Below are 21685 nucleotides of genomic sequence, written 5' to 3'. Positions count from 1 at the left end.
GCGGTGAGGCTAGCCGCGGCCGAGCACGCCGTCGAGAGCCGGCAGGCCGGCGATGACGGCTATCGCGATCAGCGCGTAGCAAATGACGCGGAACACGTGCTCGCTGGCGCGGCCGAACAGCGAGGCGCCCAGCGCCACGCCGAGTGCATAGACCGGGCCGATCAGCAGCGCGAGCTTGAGCGCATCCCAAGTGATCAGGCCGCTGGCCACATAGCTGACCATGGCGAAGCAATCCGACGCGCCGAAGAACAGCACGATGTTCGCCCGCGCGATCTTTGGCGCGATCGGACGCCCGAGCCAGTAGCCGACGATCGGCGGCCCACCGGTCTGGGCCACGCCGCTGCAAAAACCCGAGACGGCGCCGACCGCAACCGAGAGCGCGGCGTAGTCTTTGCCGCGGTAGCGCCAGCCGGAGATCAGCAGTGCGAGCAGCGCGATGACGAAGCAGGTGATGATCCAGCGCACGGTGACGGGATCGAGCCGGGTGAGAAACCAGGTGCCGAGCGGCACGCCCACCAAGGCGCCGGCCACGATCACCGCCGTGGATCTGCGGTCGGCCTCGCGCCAGGCTGCCGGCACCGTCGGGGCCATCGACACGAAGTCGATCACCAGCAGCAGCGGCGCGACGAGCCGCGGCGTCGCAAAGCTGCTCGCCAGCGGCATGAAGATCAGCGCCGCGCCAAAGCCGGAGAAACCCCGCGCGGTCGCGGCGACGAGGGCGACGACGGCCAGCGCGGCCGTCGCGAACAGGCTGAGATCGGCAGGGATGAGCCCGGACAGGCTCATCCGCGCAACGTGCCGCCGGTCTTCTTGCCGACGTCGGCGGTGATCTTTGCCGCGACCGCGTCGATCTCCTCGTCCGTCATGGTCTTGTCGCGCGGCTGCAGGGTGACGGCGATCGCGACCGACTTCTTGCCGTCCTCGATGCCCTTGCCCTCATAGACGTCGAACACGGTGACGTCCGTGATCAGCTTCTTGTCGACGCCCTGCGCCGCACGAACGATGTCAGCGGCCTTGACCTTGCGATCGACGATGAAGGCGAAGTCGCGCGACACCGGCTGGAACGCCGACAGCTCCAGCACCGGCTTGGCCCGCGTCGGTTTCGCCTTGGCCGCCGGAATGCGGTCGAGGATGACCTCGAAGGCGACGAGAGGTCCGTCCGCCTTCAAGGCCTCCAGCGTGCGCGGATGCAGCTCGCCGAAATGGCCGAGCACGTTCTGCGGGCCCATCTGGATGGTGCCGGAGCGGCCCGGATGCATCCAGGCCGGACCCCCGGCGACGATCTGCAGCGACGCCATCGGCGCGCCGGCCGCCGCCAGCACGGCGAGCGCATCGGCCTTCACGTCATACGCGTTCGCCGCCTGCGAGCCGGTCCAATGCCGGCCGAGACCCTTCGACGACGCGATGCCGCGGCGGATGCCGCTCGCGGCGACAAACTGATCCTCCGGGCGATCGCCCTTGAACACCTGCCCGACCTCGAAGATCGCGGCATCGCCGAAGCCGCGATCGGCATTGGCCTGCACGGTCGCGATCAGGCCCGGCAGCAGGCTCGGCCGCATGTCGGAGAGATCGGCTGCAATCGGGTTCGCGAGCGCGATCTCGGCCTTGCCACCGCCGAACAATTCGGCCGCCGGCTTGGAGATGAACGACCAGGTGACGGCCTCGACCATGCCACGCGCCGCCAGCGCGCGCTTGGCGCGTCGCGTGCGCAGCTGCAGCGGCGTCAGCACCGGCTTGCGCGGCGCGTCGCCGCGCTCGAACGGGGTCATCGGCACCTTGTCGACGCCGACCATGCGCACGATTTCCTCCACGATGTCGGCCTTGCCGTGCACGTCGCTGCGCCAGGAGGGGACCGCGACCTTCACGACCGGGCCAGCACCCGCGACCACGAAGCCGAGATGGGTCAGGATTCGGCGCATCTCGGTCAGCGACACCTCGATGCCCGCGATACGCTTCACCTCGGTCAGCGGGAAGTCGATGATGCGATCGTCGCCGAAGCGGTTGCCCAGGACGACGTTCTCCGACGGGGTGCCGCCGCACAGCTCGAGCACCAGCCTCGTCGCCAATTCCAGGCCAGGCACCATGAAGGCCGGATCGACACCCCGTTCGAAACGGTAGCGCGCGTCGGAATTGATGCCGAGCTTGCGGCCGGTCTGGGCGATGTTGATCTCGTTCCACAGCGCCGATTCGATCAGAACGTCGGTGGTGGTCTCGTCGCAACCCGAGGCCTCGCCGCCCATGATCCCGGCGAGCGATTCGACGCCGGCATCATCGGCGATGACGCATATCGAATGGTCGAGCGTGTAGGTGCGGCCGTCGAGCGCCAGCAGCGTCTCGCCGTCGCGGGCGCGGCGGACGACGAGGTTGCCCTTCACCTTGTTGGCGTCGAACACATGCAGCGGCCGCGCGCGGTCGAACGTCATGTAGTTGGTGATGTCGACCAGTGCATTGATCGGGCGCAGGCCGATCGAGGTCAGGCGCTGCTGCAGCCATTTCGGCGACGGGCCGTTCTTGACGCCGCGCACCAGCCGTAGCGCGAAGCCGGGACATAGCTTCTCGTCGTCGACCGCGACGGTCACCGGACATGGGAACTCGCCCTTGATCGGCTTGATGGCGGGATCCTTGAGCTTGCCCATGTCGGCGGCTGCAAGGTCGCGCGCGATGCCGTGCACGCCGGTGCAATCCTGGCGGTTCGGCGTCAGGTTGATCTCGAACTGGGGATCGCCCAGCCCGGCCCATTCGGCATAGGGCTTGCCGATCGGCGCATCGGCGGGCAGCTCCATGATGCCGTCGTGATCGTCCGAGATCTGCAGCTCGGCGGCCGAGCACAGCATGCCGCGGCTCTCGACGCCGCGGATCGTGCCGACCGACAGCGTGATGTTCTTGCCGGGGATATAGGTGCCCGGCGGCGAGAACACCGACACCAGCCCCGCGCGCGCATTCGGCGCACCGCAGACCACCTGCACCGGCGCGCCACCGTCGCCGGTGTCGACCATGCAGACGCGCAAGCGGTCGGCGTTCGGATGCTGCTCGGCGGACACGACGCGCGCGATTCTGTACGGCGCGAGCAGCTTCGCCTTGTCCTCGAGATGCTCGACCTCGAGGCCGATCATCGTGAGCTTGTTGGCGAGTGTCTCGACCGACTCGTCGGTGTCGAGATGGTCCTTCAGCCAGGACAGCGTGAATTTCATGGCTGCATGCCTCGGGTCTTGCTGGAGTTCGTATCGTGTGGGTGATCTTCGTCGCTTGCGCTGCTCTCTCCGCTCCCTCCCCCCCTGTGGGGGAGGGCGGGGGAGGGGGGTAAGCCGCGGGCGCGGACGGCGAGTGCTTGACGGATTGCTTCAACGACGCCTTCCAAATTCGACGTCACCTGCTCGTTGGTGAAGCGGAGGACGTCAAAGCCTTCAGCTGCGAAGAATGCGTCGCGTTCACTGTCTCTTCGCTGCCGCTCGGCGAAGTCGTGCGACTCGCCGTCGAGTTCGATCACGAGCTTTGCCGAGAAGCAGACGAAGTCGGCGATGTAGTTGCGAAACGGCACTTGGCGTCGAAAGCCTGCGCTTTCAATTCGGTCTGCCCTGATGTAGCGCCAGAGCAGCGTCTCGGCGCGCGTCATCGCCCGGCGAAGCTGCTTCGCTCGGCTGCGCTGGCGCTCCGTGACAACTGAGTGCGGCATCCGCGGCTACCCCCCTCCCTGACCCTCCCCCACAAGGGGGGAGGGAACGGAAAGACCGATGATTGTCGAAGCAAGCGCGCGCAGAGCCCAGCCTTCCCCCGCGAGCGGGAGAGGGAGTCCGAGTCTTTGCTGGGAGAGAGCGAGTTCGACAAGCGTCACGCGCTCAATCCTCCCGCCAAGGTCGGCACATCGAGCGGCTTGAAGCCGTAATGCGACAGCCAGCGGACGTCGCCTTCGAACAGTTGGCGCAGGTCGCTCATGCCGTATTTCAGCATCGCGATGCGGTCGATGCCCATGCCCCAGGCGAAGCCCTGGTACTCGTCGGGATCGATGCCGCAGGCGCGCAGCACGTTCGGATGCACCATGCCGCAGCCGAGAATCTCCAGCCAGTCCTCGCCCTCGCCGAAGCGGATCTCGCCCTTGTCGCGGCGGCACTGGATGTCGACCTCGAGCGACGGCTCGGTGAATGGGAAGAACGACGGCCGGAACTTCATGTTGATGTGGTCGACCTCGAAGAACGCCTTGCAGAACTCGTGCAGGATCCATTTGAGGTGGCCGAGATGCGAGCCCTTGTCGATGACGAGGCCTTCGACCTGGTGGAATTGCGGCGTGTGGGTCGCGTCCGAATCGATGCGGTAGGTGCGGCCCGGGCAGATGACGCGGATCGGCGGCTTCTGGGTCAGCATCGTGCGCACCTGCACCGGCGAGGTGTGGGTCCGCAGCAGCATGCGCGAGCCGTCCGGCTTCGGATTGAAGAAGAACGTGTCGTGCATCTCCCGCGCCGGATGGCCTTCGGGGAAGTTCAGCTTGGTGAAGTTGTAGTCGTCGGTCTCGACATCAGGACCTTCCGCGATCGAGAAGCCCATGTCGGCGAAGATCGTGGTCAGTTCGTCCATCACCTGGCTGAGCGGGTGGATGCGCCCGGTCTCGGCCGGCGAATCCTGCAAGGGCAGGGTGACGTCGATGGTCTCGGCGGCGAGGCGCGCGTCGAGCGCGGCGGCCTTGAGCACGTCACGCCGCGCGGTCAGCGCCTGCGTGACCTTGTCCTTGGCGAGATTGATCGCAGCTCCTTGCGTCTTGCGCTCGTCCGGCGACATCTTGCCGAGGGTGGCCAGCAGCGCCGAGATCGAGCCCTTCTTGCCGAGGGCTGCGACGCGGACTGCTTCCAGTGCGGCTTCATCGCCAGCGGCGGCGATCTGGTCGAGGATCGAGGTTTCGAGTGAAGCGAGGTCGGACACGGGCAAAATCTCCGCGGGACAAAAGGCGGCTGGGTTGTCGCCGCGCGGGCGACAGGGGTCAAGCGAAGGATTGATGTCGCCGGATAGCAAAAAGCGGCCGAGAGCATCGGCCGCTTCTTCAGTTCTCACGATGCGGAGGCGATCAGGCGGCGAGCGCCGCCTTGGCCTTCTCAACGATCGCCTGGAACGCGGCGGGCTCGTTGATCGCGAGATCCGACAGCACCTTGCGGTCGACGGTGATGCCGGACTTGGACAGGCCGTCGATAAATCGGCTGTAGGTGAGCTCAAACGGACGCACGGCGGCGTTCAGGCGCTGGATCCAGAGCGCGCGGAAGGTGCGCTTCTTGCGCTTGCGATCGCGGAACGCATACTGGCCGGCTTTTTCGACGGCCTGCTTGGCGGTCCGGATCGTGTTCTTGCGGCGGCCGTAATAGCCCTTAGCGGCCTTGAAGACTTTCTTGTGCTTGGCGTGGGCGGTCACACCGCGTTTGACGCGAGACATGCCGGAAATCCTTGGATTCAGAGATGACGATCAGCCGCAGCTTTGAGGCGGCCAGGGTTTCGGAAGCGAGAGGCTGGTCAGGCGTTCGGCAAGAAGTACTTCTTGACGTTGTCGCCGTCGGTCTTGAACAGCACGCGGGTGCCGCGCAGCTGCCGGATCTGCTTCTTCGTCCGCTTGATCATGCCGTGGCGCTTGCCGCGCTGGGCGTGCATCACTTTGCCGGTGGCAGTCACCTTGAAGCGCTTTTTGGCGCCGGATTTGGTCTTCAGCTTGGGCATTTGGCTCTCCTTCATGCCAACGGCAAGCCGCCCGCAAAAGCGGCGCCATCTGGCGAAAATGCTCGTTAGAGCGTTGGTTGTGCTCAGGTTTCGGATCCAAACCCGGACCCACCCGCACAGGAACATCGCCACGGCAGCCCTTGATCAGCCGGGCGACGAAGGCCGCGCTTATGCCAGAGCCAAAGGGTTTTGGCAACGTCGAACCACGGAATCAGCTATTCCGACCCATGTTCAGCCCATTCCAAGCCGAGGTTCGCCCATGGCCCGCATCATCCCATCCGTTGCCACCGCCGCCGTCCTCACCGCCGGCCTGGCGCTCTTGCATCCATTCCCGGCCCGCGCCGCCGGCTTCGACGGCCCCTGGACAGTCCTGATCATCACCGAGGCCGGCAACTGCGACCAGGGCTACAGCTTCCCCATCCAGATCAGTGGCGGCCGGGTGACCTCGAGCGGCTCGGCCAACATCACCGGCTCCGTCGGACGCGGCGGCGCGGTCACGGTGCGGGTCTCCCAGGGCGGCTCCTCGGCCAGCGGTAACGGGCGGCTGGGCGCCACGTCCGGCTTCGGCCGCTGGAGCGGCAAGGGTTCGGCCGGGACTTGCAGCGGACGATGGCAGGCGACGCGGTCCTGAGCGGTCGCCATCAGGAGGCGTCGCCAAAAGAAAAGCCCGCCAACGCGTGGCGGGCCCGGTTTGAAGCGTGGTCCCTGCGCGCTAGCGCGGGGCCAGAACCATGACGACCTGACGGCCCTCGAACTTGGCGTCCTGCTCGACCTTGGCGAACGCCGCCACGTCGGATTTCACCTTGTCGAGCAGCTTGGTGCCGATCTCCTGGTGCGCCATTTCGCGGCCGCGATAGCGCAGCGTGATCTTGACCTTGTCGCCCTCTTCGAAGAAGCGCTGCATGGCCCGCATCTTCACGTCGTAGTCGTGGTCATCGATCATCGGACGGAGCTTGATCTCCTTGATCTCGACGACCTTCTGCTTCTTGCGGGCCTCGGCGGCCTTCTTCTGCGCCGAATATTTGTACTTGCCGTAGTCCATGATCTTACAGACCGGCGGCGAGTTGTTCGGCGAAATCTCGACCAGATCCATGCCGGCTTCGGCGGCCATCTTGATGGCGACAACGGTCTCGACGACACCACGGTTGGTGCCTTCGGCGTCGATCAGCTGGATCTGCGCATTGCGAATCTCATCATTGGTACGCGGCCCGTCTTTGACGGCAGCGGGCGGGGCTCGATTGGGGCGGCGAATGGGTAGTTCTCCAAGGTTGTGGAAGAAGGCGGCTAGTTTGAAGGAAGATGCCTTTGCGGGCAAGCTCGCGCGTGCCCGGTGCGTCTAAATTCCGCCCGGCGATCGCGGCACTTGCGTCGCACGCGCAGGACGTCAGCGCGACGGCGTAATCCCCCAAGGAGACCATCTGGCCAGGACGAGCGCTCATAGGCGTACTGCCGGCCATGCTGGTTCCGCCCGCGGACATAGAGTGTGGGCGGCGCTTTCGCAAGCGGCAGCGGCCGGTCGAGCGATTGACGGACACGGCCGGTTCGCCCACACAACGTCCATCATCGAGTAACGATCCATGAACCAAGCTGTCGAATCTGCCGATCTCCCTGCTTTCATCGCCGTCGGCGCCGGCGAGCAGTCGCGCCAGATCGCGGTGCGCGCCAGGACCGGCCATCCGCCCGGGCTGTTCTGGCTTGGCGGCTTCAACTCCGACATGAAGGGCACCAAGGCGCTGGCGCTCGACGCCTGGGCGGCCGAGCGCGGCCGCGCCTGTGTCCGGTTCGACTATTCCGGCCATGGCGAATCGGGCGGTCGCTTCGTCGACGGCACCATCAGCCGCTGGCTGGAGGAGAGCGTCGCGGTGTTCCGCCAGCTATGCAGGGGGCCGCAGGTGGTGATCGGCTCGTCGATGGGCGGCTGGATGGCGCTGCTGCTCGCGCGTGAACTGTTGAGGCAGCCGGCCGAGGCGACGCTCGCCGGTCTGGTGCTGATCGCGCCGGCGCCCGACTTCACCGAGGAGCTGATGTGGAAGGGCTTCTCCGCCGAAATACGCCGGGAGATCGAGACCAACGGTGTCTGGATGCGTCCGTCCGAATATGGCGAGCCCTATCCGATCACCAAGGCGTTGATCGAGGACGGCCGCAACCATCTGTTGCTCGGCGGGGCGATCACGGTCGGCTGTCCGGTGCGCATCCTGCAGGGCGCGCAGGACCCGGACGTGCCGTGGCAGCACGCATTTGCGCTGGCGCACCGGCTGCCTGCCGAGGATGTGGTGCTGACGATGATCCAGGATGGCGATCACCGGCTGTCGCGGCCGCAGGACATCGCGCGGATGCTGGCGGCGGTCGGCGAGATCGGCTGAGCGTCGGGCTCAGCACGGCGCTCGCCACTCCGCGCGGACGCTGTCGTCGGCCTCGCAGGCCAGCGCGGTCGCTGCACGCCGTGTGAACGCGTCCTCGTCGAGCAATTGTGCCAGCGCCCAGGCCGCAGCGCCGCGCACCAGCGGGTTCGGGTCTGCCGTCAGTCGCTCGACGGTCGGCACCAGCGCCGCATCACCGGAATTGCCGATCGCGATCAGCACGTTGCGCAAGAAGCGGTCGCGGCCGATGCGCTTGATCGGCGATTTCGTGAACAGCGCGCGGAACGCGGCGTCGTCGAGCGCCGCCAACTCCGCAAGGGATGGCGCACGCAGTGCGTCGCGGGCGGCCAGTTTCGCTTCGCGTCCCTCCCGCGCGAATTTGTTCCACGGGCAGGCGGCGAGGCAGTCGTCGCAGCCAAAGATGCGGTTGCCCATGGCGTTGCGGAACTCGCGCGGGATCGGCCCCTTGTTCTCGATCGTCAGATACGAGATGCAGCGCCGCGCATCGAGGCTATAGGGCGCCGGGAAGGCCGCCGTCGGACAGCTGTCGAGGCAGGCCCGGCACGAGCCGCAATGGTCATGCTCCGGCGCATCCGCCGGCAGCGCCAGCGTTGTGTAGATGGCGCCGAGGAACAGCCAGGAGCCGAAGCCGCGCGACACCAGATTGGTGTGCTTGCCCTGCCAGCCGAGGCCTGCCGCTTCGGCCAGCGGCTTCTCCATGACGGCTGCCGTGTCGATGAACACCTTCACGTCGCAGCCGGCCTGCGCGACCAGCCAGCGCGCCAAGGCCTTCAGGTTCTTCTTGATGACGTCGTGATAGTCGTCGCCGCGCGCGTAGACCGAGATCGCGGCGCGGCTGCGCTCGGCCAGGATCGTGCACGGGTCGTCGTCGGGGCCGTAATTGACGCCGAGCATGACGACGCTGCGGACCTCGCTCCACAGCGTCCGCGGATCGGTGCGGCGAGACGGCTCGCGGGCGAGCCAGTCCATGTCGCCGTGCTGGCCTGACGCGATGAAGCGCTCGAACGCGGCGGCGCGCTCGGCGCTCACCACCGGCGCGGTGATGCCGATCGCATCGAACCCCAGCCGCTGCGCCTCGGCGGCCAGCGCCGCCCTCAGCATCTCCGGCGGGGGCGCGTCACGGCTCAGAAGTCGAGGTCCACATAGGTCCGCGACGCCGGCACGCCCGCCAGCCAATCGCTCAGCAGCGGTCGGAACGACGGCCGCGACTTGACCCGCGCGTACCACGCCTTCGCTGCGTCGTCCTCGATCCATGGCACGTCGCCCAGATAGTCGATCGCCGACAAATGCGCGGCGGCGGCGAGGTCGGCATAGGTCAGGCGGTCGCCCGCCAGGAAATTGCGCCGCTGCGCCAGCCAGCCGATGTAAGCGAGATGATAGCGCACATTGGTCTTGGCGGCGCGAATCACGTCGGTCGACGGCGGCCCGCCGCCATCCTCCTCGCTCATGAAGCGCTTATAGATGCGTTCGGTCACCAGAAGGTTCGAGGCCTCCTCGAAGAATTTGGTGTTGAACCAGTCCATCAGCCGGCGCACCTCGATGCGCTCCGCAGGCGAGGTCGGCATCAGCCGCCGGTCGCCCATGTCGGGCCCGCAGGTCTCGTCGAGGAACTCGGCGATCACGCCGACGCCCGGCACCGCCGGCTGGCCCTCGACCGACAGCACCGGCGTCGTTCCCGCCGGATTGAGCACCAGGAACGCCTCGCGGCGCTCCCAGGCGCGTTCTTCCACCAGGCGCAGATCGAGCCCGTATTCGCCGAGCACCAGCCGGACGAAGCGCGAATGCGGGCAGAAGGGGTGGTGGAAGAGCGTGTACATGGAGCCTTTCGATGATGGTGCCGCCACAGCGCTTAACGAACGATCAACCAACGACCGCACCTCGCAGATCGGCCGCAGGAGCGGCGCAGATTTGCCGTTGCGAATCGGACCATTAGCGCATGGTCGGCGAAAGTGTAAGGAGTAGGGCGGCGGGCCGGCATGCGCGAAAACTCACGCCGCTGACCGCGGACCGGCGATGCGGTCCGTGCTGATTCGTATGTCCGACCGCGCGCCGGTTCATGGCTCCGGGCCGGCGATGCCCGCTTTTTGCAATTGCGGGCAGCGGCCGAATAGGCGAGAAGGGCGGCGTTTTGCCGGCAATCATGGATCGGATCAATGATGTCAGATACGCTGCGGGCGGTGCTTCTCGGGATTATCGAGGGCGTCACCGAATTTCTTCCCGTATCGTCGACAGGCCATCTGTTGTTGGCGGAACGCTTCTTCGGCCTCGGTGAGGACGGCTTCTGGAAGAGCTTCGCGATCCTGATCCAGCTCGGCGCCATCCTCGCGATCGTTGCGCTGTACTTCTTCAAGCTGTCGCGCGTCGCCATCGGCGCGCTGTCGAACGCTGACGACCGCCGCTTCATCATCGGCGTGCTGATCGCCTTCCTGCCCGCCGTGATCATCGGCCTCATCGCCGGCAAATACATCAAGGCGCTCCTGTTCGATCCCTGGGTCGTCTGCTTCTCGCTGATCGTTGGCGGCGCCATCCTGTTGTGGGTCGACCAGATCGATCTGAAGCCAAGGGAGCACGACGCCACGCGCTATCCGCTGCTGATGTATCTCTGGATCGGCGTTGCGCAGTGCCTGGCGATGATCCCCGGCGTGTCGCGCTCCGGTGCGACCATCGTTGCCGCGATGCTGCTCGGCGGCGACAAGCGCTCGGCCGCGGAATTCTCCTTCTTTCTGGCGATCCCGACCATGGTCGGTGCCTTCGTCTACGACTTCTACAAGAGCCGCGCCGAGATGACGTCCGACCATCTCGGCCTGGTCGCGATCGGCTTCGTCGTGTCCTTCATCACCGCGATGATCGTGGTGAAGGCCTTCCTTGGCTACGTCACCCGCCACGGCTTCGTGCTGTTTGCCTGGTGGCGCGTCATCGTCGGCACCCTCGGCCTGATCGCGCTGGCGCTCGGCAAGTAGGCCGCGGCTCTCTCACGGGTCATTGCGAGTGCAGCAATCCAGAGTCCTTGTGCGGCCCTGGATTGCTTCGTCGCTTCGCTCCTCGCAATGACGGCGTTGAGCAGTCGGGCGTCACGCGTTCTTGCGCTGGAACTGACCCGCCGGACGGAAGCGCCAGAGATATTGCGGGCCGATCGCCTCGAGCGAATCCGGCGTGATGCCGAGGCCCTGCAAGGTCAGCCCGGCGGCCTTCGCCGCCTCCGACACGACATTGTCGGAGCGCAGCAGCTCGACCTGGTCCGGCGTCAGCTTCAGCGGTCCGGGCGCGAATTGCAGCAGTGCCGCCTGCAGCCTGGCGAGCCCGAATGGCAGCGGCAGCAGCGCGCGGTCGCGGTCGGCGATGTCGAGGATGATCTTGAGAATCTCGCGGAAGCTCAGCACCTCCGGCCCGCCGAGCTCGTAGGTCGCGCCTGCCTGCGCCTTGCCGTCGACCGCGTCCGCGACCGCGGTCGCGACATCGCCGACATAGACCGGCTGCATCTTGGTCTCGCCGCCGCCGATCAGCGGCAGGAACGGCGATATGCGCGCCAGCCCCGCAAAGCGGTTGGTGAACTGGTCCTCAGGACCGAATACGACCGATGGCCGCATGATCACGGCCTCGGGCACCGCGGTCAGCGCAGCAGCCTCGCCGGCCGCCTTGGCGCGGGCGTAGCTCGATGTCGATTCCGGGTCGGCGCCGATCGCCGAGACGTGCACCAGTCGGGCGCCGGCGGCCTCCGCGGCCTTGGCGACGATGGCGGCGCCCTCGGCCTGGACCGCCTCGAAGGTCTGCGCGCCGCTCTCGGTCAGGATGCCGACGAGGTTGATGGCGACGTGGCTGTCGCGCAGCGCCGCCGCGACCGACTCGGGATAGCGCAGATTGGCCTGCACGGTGTGGATCTGGCCGACCCGGCCGAGCGGCTGCAAATGACCGGCGAGCTCCGGCCGGCGCACGGCGACGCGGATGCGGTAGTCGCGCTTGGCCAGCGCCCGGACCACGTTGCGGCCGACGAAGCCGGAGCCGCCGAACACGGTGACGAGGGTGTCCAGATTCGATGCCAGATTCGTTGCCATGGGATCATTCCTGGGATTGCATCCGGACGGTCCGTCCGCCCGGAGGAGGGCTCTTTGCGGCGATTCGCACCCCGCGGCCCGCCATCTTGCGCCGCTGTATAGCCGATCGTCCGCATCGCGGAAAAGGGAGCCGTGTTTTTGCGTCCGGGTTAAGAAAAATTGTCATCTTGGGCCTTCAGCGGTTTGACAAGCGCGCGTTCGGTCCGTACACAGCGCCCCCATGCCCAGGTGGCGGAATTGGTAGACGCGCTGGCTTCAGGTGCCAGTGGCTTAACGGCCGTGAAGGTTCGAGTCCTTTCCTGGGCACCATTTTTGGTGACCTCCCCCGCACAAGAGATGTCCCACAGACGAGCACGCTGAGGCGCGTCGTGATCGGATTGACGCGGGCGCTGGTCGAGCCCCGACGCAGCCGGCTCGAACTTCGTCGCCGTATCACCGCATGCCGACATCGATCTCCGGCCTGCGCATGGTTCTCGCGACGGCGCACCTATGGATGACGGAAGCTCAATCCATGTCACCCTCAATCCCTGTTCGCCGGCGTCTGGATGAAGCCACGATTCCAGGTCGGGCTGATCAGGATCTCGTTGACGCAGACGCGCGGCGGCATGTTGGCCACGAACGCGATCGTGCGGCCGAGGTCTTCCGGCTGCAGCATCCGCGCCTGCTCTTCCGCGCTCGGCACGACCGGTCGTTGCTCCAGAATCGGCGTCGCGACCTCGCCCGGCATCAGGCAGCAGGCGCGCAAGCCGTGCATGCATTCCTCCATGTTGAACGAGTGGGTCAGCGCCAGCACCGCATGCTTGGTCGAGGTATAGGCCGGCCCCGGCATCTTGGAGACATGGCGTCCCGCCCAGGACGACACGTTGATGATGGTGCCGTCCGCTTGCGCGCGCATCGCCGGCAGCACCGCCTTCATGCAATACAGCACGCCATTGAGATTGATCTCGACCAGCTGGTTCCAGCCGTCGAGCGTCATGTCGTCCCAGCGTCGCTTGGGCACGTTCACGCCGGCTGAGTTCACCAGCAGATCGATGCGGCCGTGCCGCGCCAGGATGGCGTCGGCCGCGGCCTGCACCTCCGCCGCCTGGGCGACGTCGAGCGGAGCGGCTTCGGCCGTGCCGCCAGCGGCCGCGATCTTCGCCGCCACCGTTTCGAGCGCAGCCTTGCGCCGGCCCGACACGATCACTGTCCAGCCGTCGGCGGCGAGCGCCAGCGCGCCGGCCTCTCCGATGCCTGTGCCGCCGCCGGTGATCCACGCGATCCGTTTCCCCTTGGTCATTTCCCAGCGTCTCCCGTTGCCTTCGAAAGGGCGTTTTTGCTAAGGCAGCCTCGATCAGAGACGGCAACCCTGGCGACATCGCCGGTGCCATCCGCCGTCCCGGCCCTTTCGTCTTCGTCGAGCACGATGTTCCGCCGGCTGGCACTGCCGGCCGGTCACCGCTCCAGGGGAATGTTGCATGAACCAGACCGCCAACGCCAATCTGTTCGCCCGCTTGTTCGACGGTCTCGACGATCCCAGCCGGCTTGCGATCGAGACCCATGACGGTCAGCGCATCACCTATGGCGACCTGATCGCGCGCGCGGGCCAGATGGCGAATGTGCTGGTCAGCAGGGGCGTGAAGCCCGGCGACCGCGTCGCGGCGCAGACCGAGAAGTCAGTGTCGGGCCTCGTGCTCTATCTCGCCACGGTCCGCGCCGGCGGCGTCTATCTGCCGCTCAACACCGCCTACACGCTCAACGAGCTCGACTATTTCATCGGCGACGCCGAGCCGACCGTCGTCGTGTGCGATCCGGCCAAGGCCGACGGCATCGGCGCGCTGGCGGCCAAGGTCGGCGCCAAGGTGGAAACGCTCGACGCGTCGGGCCAGGGCTCGCTGACCGAGGCCGCCGACAAGGCGGAAACCGCGTTCACCACCGTGCCGCGCGGCGCCGACGATCTCGCCGCGATCCTCTATACATCAGGCACCACCGGCCGCTCCAAGGGCGCGATGCTGTCCCACGACAATCTCGCCTCGAACTCGCTGACCCTGATCGACTATTGGCGCTTCACCAAGGACGACGTGCTGATCCACGCGCTGCCGATCTATCATACGCATGGCCTGTTCGTGGCCAGCAACGTGACGCTGTTCGCGCGCGCGTCGATGATCTTCCTGCCCAAGCTCGATCCCGACCTGATCATCAATTTGATGGCGCGCGCCACCGTGCTGATGGGCGTGCCGACCTTCTACACCCGGCTGCTGCAGAACCCGCGATTGAACAAAGAGACGACCAGCCACATGCGTCTCTTCATATCCGGCTCTGCGCCTTTGCTCGCCGATACCCATCGCGAGTGGTTTGCGCGCACCGGCCACGCCGTGCTCGAGCGCTACGGCATGACCGAGACCAACATGAACACGTCGAACCCGTATGATGGCGAGCGCGTGCCCGGCGCCGTCGGCTTCCCGCTGCCCGGCGTATCCGTGCGCGTGACCGATCCCGAGACCGGCAAGGAGCTCGCGCGCGACGAGATCGGCATGATCGAGGTGAAGGGCCCGAACGTGTTCAGGGGCTATTGGCGGATGCCGGAGAAGACCAAGTCGGAGTTCCGTCCTGACGGCTTCTTCATCACCGGCGACCTCGGCAAGATCGACACGCAGGGCTACGTCCACATTGTCGGGCGCGGCAAGGATCTGGTCATCTCCGGCGGCTTCAACGTCTACCCGAAGGAGATCGAGAGCGAGATCGACGCCATGCCGGGCGTGGTGGAATCCGCCGTTATCGGCGTGCCGCATGCCGATTTCGGCGAGGGCGTCACCGCGGTCGTCGTGCGTCACCCCGGTGCTGACGTCAATGAAGCCAGCGTACTCAAGGGGCTCGATGGCCGGCTCGCCAAGTTCAAGATGCCGAAACGCGTGTTCGTGGTCGACGAGCTGCCGCGCAACACCATGGGCAAGGTTCAGAAGAACGTGCTGCGTGATCAGTACAAGGACATCTATACGCAGTGAGAGCGGCTAGCGCCGTCGCCCGATCCTAAGACCCACGAGCGCCGCCAGCGGCGGCGCGGCGCAGATCAAGATCAATTCCAGCACAGCGAACGAAGCGAGCTCGTGCTGGATGGCGAGCGCGAGGCACGCGGCAAACAGGCCGGCCGCGGTGAAGCCGAGGATGCAGGTCAAAGGCTCCTCGGCTGGCTCGTGCGAGGACGCTTGCCGCGCCGGCAGCGCTGCCGGGCGTTCGGTGGTTGTCGGCCGGACCGTTGGCACGGGCATCGGACCTCCCTGCAGCGCGGCTTTTTTGCCCGCGTCTCACCGCAGACTAGGTGAAGGCGTCTGAGCCCGACATGCGGCAAAATCGACCAGCGGCAAGATACGGGCATAAGCCAGCAGGAACGCGGCACGTCGGTGCCGACTTGCTCCAGAGCAGAGCCGACGGCCTCCGGGAGACATTCTTTCGTCCCGCGAATCCTTCCGGTCAGCCTTGCAGATTTGTCGCCCCGCGGAGCCCTGCGGATCGCGAAACCGACGTCGTCAGGTCCGTAGTTAAGCGGTGAATCAATGCTCTACGATCTGCGTTATTTACGCGTTCTAACGTGTTCGTGGCAGCCGGCGCGAGGAGTTAGAAGTGAATAGAAATTCGCTATATGACCGACGTGCTGGGTCCTGGCATACCACGGTGGCCATTGATCCTTTTTACACTGCTGGGCTAGTACTGAATCGCTGTTCGGTTTTGGGCCATTTGTCCGTTGCAAGGCCTGTTCCTTCTCCGTAAATAAAGCCCGCCTTGCCGATCCGCACGGCCGCAAGCCCCTTCCGTTCACGGCCCACAAGAAATCATCAAAGCACCAATGACAGCCAGGATCGAACGACCGCTTTCGCCGCATCTGCAAACCTACCGTTGGACGCTGACGATGATCCTGTCGATCGTCCACCGCGCTACCGGGGTTGCACTTTATTTCGGGACGCTGCTGCTGGCCTGGTGGTTGATCGCCGCCGCGTCCGGTCCAAGCGCCTATTCCTACGTCCAGGGCTTCATGGGCAGCTTCCTCGGCCGCCTGATCATGTTCGGCTACACCTGGGCGCTGCTGCACCATCTGTTGTCCGGCATCCGCCACTTCGTCTGGGACCTCGGTTACGGCTTCAAGCCGAACGAGCGTGAGACTTTGACCTGGGGCGCACTGATCGGCGGCATCACCTTGACCGTTCTGGTGTGGATCGTGGCTTACGCCGTGGGAGGTGGCCGATGAGCGACGCACGCGCGAAATCGATGCGGACCCCGCTGGGCCGCGTCCGCAACCTCGGCGCCGCCCATTCCGGCACCAGCGACTTCTGGCGCCAGCGCATCACCGCGGTCGCGATGACCTTGCTGATCGTGCCCGTGGTCGTGGTTGTGATCATGCTGCTCGGCCGCAACCAGGCCGGCGCGGCGCAGATCCTCGGCTCGCTGCCGATCGCGCTGATCATGCTGCTGTTCGTGATCGCCAGCTGCTGGCACATGAAGATCGGCATGCAGGTCGTGATCGAGGACTACGTGCACAGCGAGCCCCTGAAGCTCGTTGCGATCATGACCAACAACTTCTTTGCGGTGACCGTGGCGCTCGCCTCGATCTACGCCCTCATCAAACTGTCCACTGGAGTCTAGCCTATGGCCGGCGGAGCAAATGGCAGCGCGAACGGCGCGCCCGCGACGAACGGAAAAGCCTATCCGATCGAGGACCACACCTACGACGTCGTCGTGGTCGGCGCCGGCGGCGCCGGACTGCGCGCCGTGGTCGGCTGCAGCGAAGCGGGCCTGCGCACCGCCTGCATCACCAAGGTGTTCCCGACCCGCTCGCACACCGTGGCGGCGCAGGGCGGCATCTCGGCCTCGCTCGGCAACATGCATCAGGACGACTGGCGCTGGCACATGTACGACACCGTCAAGGGGTCGGACTGGCTCGGCGATCAGGACGCGATCGAATACATGGTGCGCAATGCGCCCGACGCAGTCTACGAGCTCGAACATTGGGGCGTGCCGTTCTCGCGCACCGAAGACGGCAAGATCTATCAGCGCCCGTTCGGCGGCATGACGCTGGACTACGGCAAGGGCCAGGCGCAGCGCACCTGCGCCGCCGCCGACCGCACCGGCCATGCGATGCTGCACACGATGTATGGCCAGTCGCTGCGCCATGCCGCGGAGTTCTTCATCGAGTTCTTCGCCATCGACCTCATCATGGACGACCAGGGCGTCTGCCGCGGCGTCATCGCGCTGAAGCTCGATGACGGCACGCTGCATCGCTTCCGCGCCCAGACCACGATCCTTGCCACCGGCGGTTACGGCCGCGCCTACGCCTCCTGCACCTCGGCGCATACCTGCACCGGCGACGGCGGCGGCATGGCACTGCGCGCGGGCCTGCCGCTACAAGACATGGAGTTCGTGCAGTTCCACCCGACCGGAATCTACGGCTCCGGCTGTCTCGTGACCGAGGGCGCGCGCGGTGAAGGTGGCTATCTCGTCAACGCCGAGGGCGAGCGCTTCATGGAACGCTATGCGCCTTCCGCCAAGGACCTCGCCTCGCGCGACGTCGTCTCGCGCGCGATGACCATCGAGATCCGCGAAGGCCGCGGCGTCGGCAAGAAGAAGGACCACATCTTCCTGCATCTCGACCACCTCGATCCGAAGGTGCTGCAGGAACGGCTGCCGGGCATCTCCGAATCGGCCAAGATCTTCGCCAATGTCGACGTCACCCGCGAGCCGATCCCGATCGTGCCGACGGTGCACTACAACATGGGCGGCATCCCGACCAACTATCACGCCGAGGTGCTGACCAAGAAGGACGGCGACGACAACGCCATCGTGCCCGGCCTGATGGCGGTGGGCGAGGCGGCCTGCGTCTCCGTGCACGGCGCCAACCGCCTCGGCTCGAACTCGCTGATCGACCTCGTCGTGTTTGGACGCGCTGCCGCGCTGCGGCTCGCGGAAAAGCTGACGCCGAACGGCAAGCAGCCGGATCTGCCGAAGGACTCGGCCGACAAGGCGCTCAGCCGGCTCGACCGTTATCGCTACGCCTCCGGCGGCACGCCGACGGCGAAGCTGCGTGAAAGCATGCAGCATGTGATGCAGACCAACTGCGCCGTGTTCCGCACCGGCGAAGTGCTGCAGGAAGGCCATAACCTGATCCACAAGGTCCATGGCGGCATCGGCGACATCGCCATCTCCGACCGTTCGCTGGTGTGGAACTCCGACCTGATCGAGACCCTGGAGTTCGACAACCTGATCGCCCAGGCCGTGGTGACGATGGACTCCGCGGTCAATCGCACCGAGAGCCGCGGCGCGCATGCCCGCGAGGACTTCCCGGATCGCGACGACAAGAACTGGATGAAGCACACGCTGGCGTGGATCGACAACAAGGACGGCAAGACCACGATCGATTATCGCCCGGTGCACAACTACACCATGACCAACGACGTCCAGTACATCCCGCCGAAGGCGCGGGTGTACTGAGCCCGGTCCGTCATAACAAAGAAGGCCTACCGAAATGGCTGAGTTCGCACTTCCGAAGAATTCTCAGATCACCGGCGGCAAGACCTGGCCGAAGCCGGCGGGCGCCACTGAAGTCCGCGAGTTCAGGGTCTATCGCTGGAATCCGGACGACGGCAAGAATCCGAGCGTCGACACCTATTATGTCGACGTCAATGATTGCGGTCCGATGGTCCTCGACGGCCTGATCTGGATCAAGAACCACATCGACCCGTCGCTGACCTTCCGCCGCTCCTGCCGCGAAGGCGTCTGCGGTTCCTGCGCGATGAACATTGACGGTCAGAACACGCTGGCCTGCACCCGCTCGATGCACGACGTGAAGGACGGCGCGGTGAAGATCAACCCGCTGCCTCACCAGCCGGTGGTGAAGGACCTCGTACCCGACCTCACCAATTTCTACGCGCAATACGCCTCGATCGAGCCGTGGCTGAAGACGACCTCGCCGACGCCGCAGAAGGAATGGCGGCAGAGCCATGAGGATCGCGAGAAGCTCGACGGCCTCTACGAGTGCATCCTTTGCGCCTGCTGCTCGACCTCGTGTCCGAGCTATTGGTGGAACAGCGAGCGCTACCTCGGACCGGCGGCGCTGCTGCAGGCCAATCGCTGGGTCAAGGACAGCCGCGACGAGGCCACCGGCGAGCGGCTCGACAATCTCGAGGACCCGTTCCGGCTGTATCGCTGCCACACCATCATGAACTGCGCCAAGGCCTGCCCGAAGGGGCTCAACCCGGCCGAGGCGATCGCCGAACTCAAGCTGAAGCTGGTCGAGCGCCAGATCTAGCCGGGCGCCAGCCGACCAAACGATCGATCATCGGAGCTTGCGCCCGGAACCGTCATAAGTTCCGGGCGCAGCTGGTTTGTAGCTTTTGCCGATTGCGTTAAGCTCGTGGTCTTTTGAGGGCCGGAGCGACCGTGCAGACCGCACAACGCAAATCGCTGATCATGCTGCGCTGGATGATGGTGGCGTCGCTCGCGCTGCCGGTCGCGCTGTTCCTGGTCGTGGCCTATGTCTCCTACGGTTCGACCTGCGAGGAGGCCGATCGCGACATCCGCCGCTCGCTGGACGTCGTCCACGAGCATGCCGAGAAGGTGCTCGAGACCATCGACCGCAGCCTGTCGGAGATCGACGAAATCGTCCGCGATCTCTCCGACGCCGAGATCAAGGCCCGCGAGCAGGCGCTGCATGGCCGGCTGCGTCAGCTCTCGGATACCCTGCCGCAGATGAAGTCCGCCTGGGTGTTCGATGTCCGGGGTCGTCCGTTGGTGAGCAGCATGATCTATCCGGCGCCGGATATGATCTTCGCCGACCGTGACTACTTCAGCGCCCATGTGACGACCAACGCCGGGAGCTTCGTCGGTGCTGCACTGACGCCGCGGCCGCCCGACCATGGCGCTGCGTTCTTCAGCGTCAGCCGCCGCCGCCAGAGTGAGGACGGCCGCTTCACCGGCGTAATCCAGGCTGCGGTGCTGCCGGATTATTTCGAGCACTTCTATGCCCGGATCGGACGCGCGCCGGGCAGCTACTTCGCGCTGCGCCGCTTCGACGGTCTCGTTCTGGCACGCTTTCCGGCAGCGCAGCGCAGCGCGGGCCCGCCGCCGAACGATGTTCCGGCGGCCGCCGCCGATACGGAGCAATTGGTCACGGAAATCTCGCCGATCGACGGACTCGAGCGCCGCGTCGGCTATCAGCGTCTCGCCGGATTTCCGGTCTACGTCTCGGCAGGGTTGGAGACGGCGACCATCCGCGATCGCTGGATCGGCACGATGGGCCGGCACCTGATCTTCGGCATCCCGGCCACCGCGCTGCTCGTCGTCTTCCTGGCGATCGCGCGGCGCCGGACCGAGCGCTTCTATATCGAAGCGGCCCGTCGCCTGGAGGCTGAGGATGCCCTCAGGCACGGCCAGCGCATGGAAGCGTTGGGCCAGCTCACCGGCGGCGTCGCGCATGATTTCAACAATCTCCTGACCGTCATTCGGGCGTCGGCCGACCTGCTGCGCCGCGCCAACCTGCCGGAGGAGCGGCGGCTGCGCTACATCGATGCGATCTCGGACACGGTGGCGCGCGCGTCCAAATTGACATCTCAGCTCCTCGCCTTCGCTCGGCGCCAAACACTGAAGCCGGAGGTGTTCGACATCAGCCGCAGCGTCGTCACGCTGCGCGACATGGTCAAGACGCTGGTGGGCTCGCGCATCGAGATCGTGACCTCCGTTCCCGACGAGCCCTGCTACGTCAACGCCGATGCCGGCCAGTTCGAGACGGCCCTCATCAACATCGCCGTCAATGCGCGGGATGCGATGGCCGGTCAGGGCCAACTGGTGATCAGTGTGATGGCAGCGCCCGATCTGCCGACGCCGGCGGCGCCGCAGGAGCGTCCGCCACTCGGCTATGTCGCGCTCGCTGTCCAGGACACCGGCATCGGAATTCCTCAGCAGCAGTTCAGTCGAATCTTTGAACCGTTCTTCACCACCAAGACGATCGGCCAGGGCACCGGGCTCGGCCTGTCGCAGGTGTTCGGTTTCGCCAAGCAGTCCGGCGGCGAGATCGGTGTGACCAGCGAACTCGGCAAGGGCACCACTTTCACGCTCTATCTGCCGCGTGTCGCGCCGGCCGAGCAGCCAAGGAGCGATGCTGGCGGGCATGCGCTGCCGGTCGGCGGCCGGGGCATGGCGGTGCTTGTGGTCGAGGACAATATTGACGTGGGCAGATCCGCGACCGAGGCGCTCGCCGAGCTCGGCTATCTCACGACCCTCGTCGACAACGCCAGGGACGCCTTGGAAGAGCTGATCGACGGTGGGAGCCGGTTCGACGTCGTTTTTACCGACGTCGTGATGCCGGGGATGACCGGTCTCGAACTGGCCGAGGAGATTCGCCGGCTCGAGCTCAACATTCCCATTGTGCTGGCGAGTGGCTACAGCCATGTGCTGGCGCAGCAGGGCACCAATGGCTTCGAGCTGCTGCGCAAGCCGTATTCGATCGAAGAATTGTCGCGCGTGCTGCACAAGGTGGTGCCGGTCCCGCTCCACCGCGCGCCGCCGGTGGCTCCGAGCTCGGAGATGCGTTGATCA

At 65.9% G+C, this 21685-nt stretch carries 21 protein-coding genes and 1 tRNA gene; 10 read left to right on the top strand and 12 right to left on the bottom strand.

Annotation, left to right across the window (positions count from 1 at the left end; all coding sequences use genetic code 11):
• Positions 1 to 9 precede the first annotated feature (9 nt).
• The 6 genes from ACVIJ6_RS10520 to rpmI all read right to left on the bottom strand — a co-directional run bounded on the left by ACVIJ6_RS10520 (position 10) and on the right by rpmI (position 5691).
• Positions 10 to 786, bottom strand: coding sequence for a sulfite exporter TauE/SafE family protein (locus ACVIJ6_RS10520; RefSeq protein ID WP_456772656.1), 777 nt, complete (start codon positions 784 to 786; stop codon positions 10 to 12).
• Complete coding sequence (gene pheT / locus ACVIJ6_RS10515) at positions 783 to 3191, bottom strand: phenylalanine--tRNA ligase subunit beta (RefSeq protein WP_456772655.1); 2409 nt, start codon at positions 3189 to 3191, stop codon at positions 783 to 785. Before pheT ends, ACVIJ6_RS10520 begins: the two co-directional genes overlap by 4 nt.
• The gene (locus ACVIJ6_RS10510) at positions 3188 to 3613 is read right to left on the bottom strand and encodes an endonuclease domain-containing protein (protein WP_456772654.1); all 426 of its coding nucleotides are present in this window, start codon (positions 3611 to 3613) and stop codon (positions 3188 to 3190) included. The genes pheT and ACVIJ6_RS10510 overlap by 4 nt, the downstream gene beginning before the upstream one ends.
• Positions 3614 to 3828: 215 nt before the next feature.
• On the bottom strand, positions 3829 to 4911 hold the full coding sequence (pheS, locus tag ACVIJ6_RS10505) for a phenylalanine--tRNA ligase subunit alpha (protein WP_456772653.1): 1083 nt from the start codon (positions 4909 to 4911) through the stop codon (positions 3829 to 3831).
• Between the two features lie 142 nt (positions 4912 to 5053).
• The gene (gene rplT, locus ACVIJ6_RS10500; protein WP_012040570.1) at positions 5054 to 5413 is read right to left on the bottom strand and encodes a 50S ribosomal protein L20; all 360 of its coding nucleotides are present in this window, start codon (positions 5411 to 5413) and stop codon (positions 5054 to 5056) included.
• A 77-nt stretch (positions 5414 to 5490) separates the two neighbouring features.
• A complete protein-coding gene (rpmI, locus tag ACVIJ6_RS10495) occupies positions 5491 to 5691 on the bottom strand; it encodes a 50S ribosomal protein L35 (protein ID WP_008539890.1) in 201 nt (66 codons plus the stop codon).
• A 259-nt stretch (positions 5692 to 5950) separates the two neighbouring features.
• Between rpmI and ACVIJ6_RS10490 the strand changes: the two genes are divergently transcribed.
• Positions 5951 to 6322: a hypothetical protein gene (locus ACVIJ6_RS10490; RefSeq protein ID WP_456772652.1), complete on the top strand. Its 372-nt coding sequence runs from the start codon at positions 5951 to 5953 to the stop codon at positions 6320 to 6322.
• Between the two features lie 81 nt (positions 6323 to 6403).
• On the opposite strand, the gene infC is transcribed toward ACVIJ6_RS10490, so the two are convergent.
• Positions 6404 to 6943 carry a translation initiation factor IF-3 gene (gene infC, locus ACVIJ6_RS10485; protein ID WP_085963464.1) on the bottom strand — a complete coding sequence of 180 codons (540 nt, stop codon included), beginning with the start codon at positions 6941 to 6943 and terminating at the stop codon, positions 6404 to 6406.
• A 325-nt stretch (positions 6944 to 7268) separates the two neighbouring features.
• Between infC and ACVIJ6_RS10480 the strand changes: the two genes are divergently transcribed.
• Positions 7269 to 8054, top strand: a complete 786-nt coding sequence (locus tag ACVIJ6_RS10480; protein ID WP_456772651.1) for an alpha/beta hydrolase — start codon at positions 7269 to 7271, stop codon at positions 8052 to 8054.
• A 9-nt stretch (positions 8055 to 8063) separates the two neighbouring features.
• Here the strand turns inward: ACVIJ6_RS10480 and queG are convergent, their stop codons facing one another.
• Together queG and ACVIJ6_RS10470 are read right to left on the bottom strand one after the other, a co-directional pair.
• Positions 8064 to 9248 carry a tRNA epoxyqueuosine(34) reductase QueG gene (gene queG, locus ACVIJ6_RS10475; RefSeq protein WP_456772650.1) on the bottom strand — a complete coding sequence of 395 codons (1185 nt, stop codon included), beginning with the start codon at positions 9246 to 9248 and terminating at the stop codon, positions 8064 to 8066.
• Positions 9197 to 9889 carry a glutathione S-transferase family protein gene (locus tag ACVIJ6_RS10470; protein ID WP_012040575.1) on the bottom strand — a complete coding sequence of 231 codons (693 nt, stop codon included), beginning with the start codon at positions 9887 to 9889 and terminating at the stop codon, positions 9197 to 9199. Before ACVIJ6_RS10470 ends, queG begins: the two co-directional genes overlap by 52 nt.
• 336 nt (positions 9890 to 10225) lie before the next feature.
• Between ACVIJ6_RS10470 and ACVIJ6_RS10465 the strand changes: the two genes are divergently transcribed.
• Positions 10226 to 11032 (top strand): undecaprenyl-diphosphate phosphatase, encoded by an 807-nt coding sequence (locus ACVIJ6_RS10465; protein WP_012040576.1) that lies wholly within the window; start codon positions 10226 to 10228, stop codon positions 11030 to 11032.
• Between the two features lie 111 nt (positions 11033 to 11143).
• On the opposite strand, the gene ACVIJ6_RS10460 is transcribed toward ACVIJ6_RS10465, so the two are convergent.
• Positions 11144 to 12112 carry a complex I NDUFA9 subunit family protein gene (locus ACVIJ6_RS10460; RefSeq protein WP_456776959.1) on the bottom strand — a complete coding sequence of 323 codons (969 nt, stop codon included), beginning with the start codon at positions 12110 to 12112 and terminating at the stop codon, positions 11144 to 11146.
• Between the two features lie 234 nt (positions 12113 to 12346).
• Between ACVIJ6_RS10460 and ACVIJ6_RS10455 the strand changes: the two genes are divergently transcribed.
• Positions 12347 to 12433 (top strand) — tRNA-Leu (locus ACVIJ6_RS10455).
• A gap of 211 nt (positions 12434 to 12644) precedes the next feature.
• Here the strand turns inward: ACVIJ6_RS10455 and ACVIJ6_RS10450 are convergent.
• Entirely contained in the window at positions 12645 to 13403 is a 759-nt protein-coding gene (locus tag ACVIJ6_RS10450) for an SDR family oxidoreductase (RefSeq protein WP_456772649.1), read from the bottom strand.
• 178 nt (positions 13404 to 13581) lie between these two features.
• On the opposite strand from ACVIJ6_RS10450, the gene ACVIJ6_RS10445 reads away from it, so the two are divergent.
• Positions 13582 to 15108: a malonate--CoA ligase gene (locus tag ACVIJ6_RS10445; protein ID WP_456772648.1), complete on the top strand. Its 1527-nt coding sequence runs from the start codon at positions 13582 to 13584 to the stop codon at positions 15106 to 15108.
• A 6-nt stretch (positions 15109 to 15114) separates the two neighbouring features.
• Here ACVIJ6_RS10445 and ACVIJ6_RS10440 read toward each other — a convergent pair whose 3' ends face one another.
• On the bottom strand, positions 15115 to 15372 hold the full coding sequence (locus ACVIJ6_RS10440; protein WP_456772647.1) for a hypothetical protein: 258 nt from the start codon (positions 15370 to 15372) through the stop codon (positions 15115 to 15117).
• A gap of 575 nt (positions 15373 to 15947) precedes the next feature.
• On the opposite strand from ACVIJ6_RS10440, the gene sdhC reads away from it, so the two are divergent.
• From sdhC to ACVIJ6_RS10415, 5 genes are all read left to right on the top strand, one after another.
• A complete protein-coding gene (gene sdhC / locus ACVIJ6_RS10435; protein ID WP_041750248.1) occupies positions 15948 to 16346 on the top strand; it encodes a succinate dehydrogenase, cytochrome b556 subunit in 399 nt (132 codons plus the stop codon).
• A 20-nt stretch (positions 16347 to 16366) separates the two neighbouring features.
• Positions 16367 to 16741, top strand: coding sequence for a succinate dehydrogenase, hydrophobic membrane anchor protein (sdhD, locus tag ACVIJ6_RS10430; protein ID WP_456776958.1), 375 nt, complete (start codon positions 16367 to 16369; stop codon positions 16739 to 16741).
• Positions 16742 to 16744: 3 nt separating this feature from the next.
• Complete coding sequence (gene sdhA, locus ACVIJ6_RS10425; protein WP_456772646.1) at positions 16745 to 18583, top strand: succinate dehydrogenase flavoprotein subunit; 1839 nt, start codon at positions 16745 to 16747, stop codon at positions 18581 to 18583.
• Between the two features lie 34 nt (positions 18584 to 18617).
• Entirely contained in the window at positions 18618 to 19400 is a 783-nt protein-coding gene (locus ACVIJ6_RS10420; protein ID WP_456772645.1) for a succinate dehydrogenase iron-sulfur subunit, read from the top strand.
• A gap of 131 nt (positions 19401 to 19531) precedes the next feature.
• Positions 19532 to 21682, top strand: coding sequence for an ATP-binding protein (locus tag ACVIJ6_RS10415; protein ID WP_456772644.1), 2151 nt, complete (start codon positions 19532 to 19534; stop codon positions 21680 to 21682).
• Positions 21683 to 21685: the final 3 nt, after the last annotated feature.

The sequence above is a fragment of the Bradyrhizobium sp. USDA 4369 genome (assembly GCF_054056435.1).
This window is presented reverse-complemented; position numbering and strand designations above follow the sequence as displayed.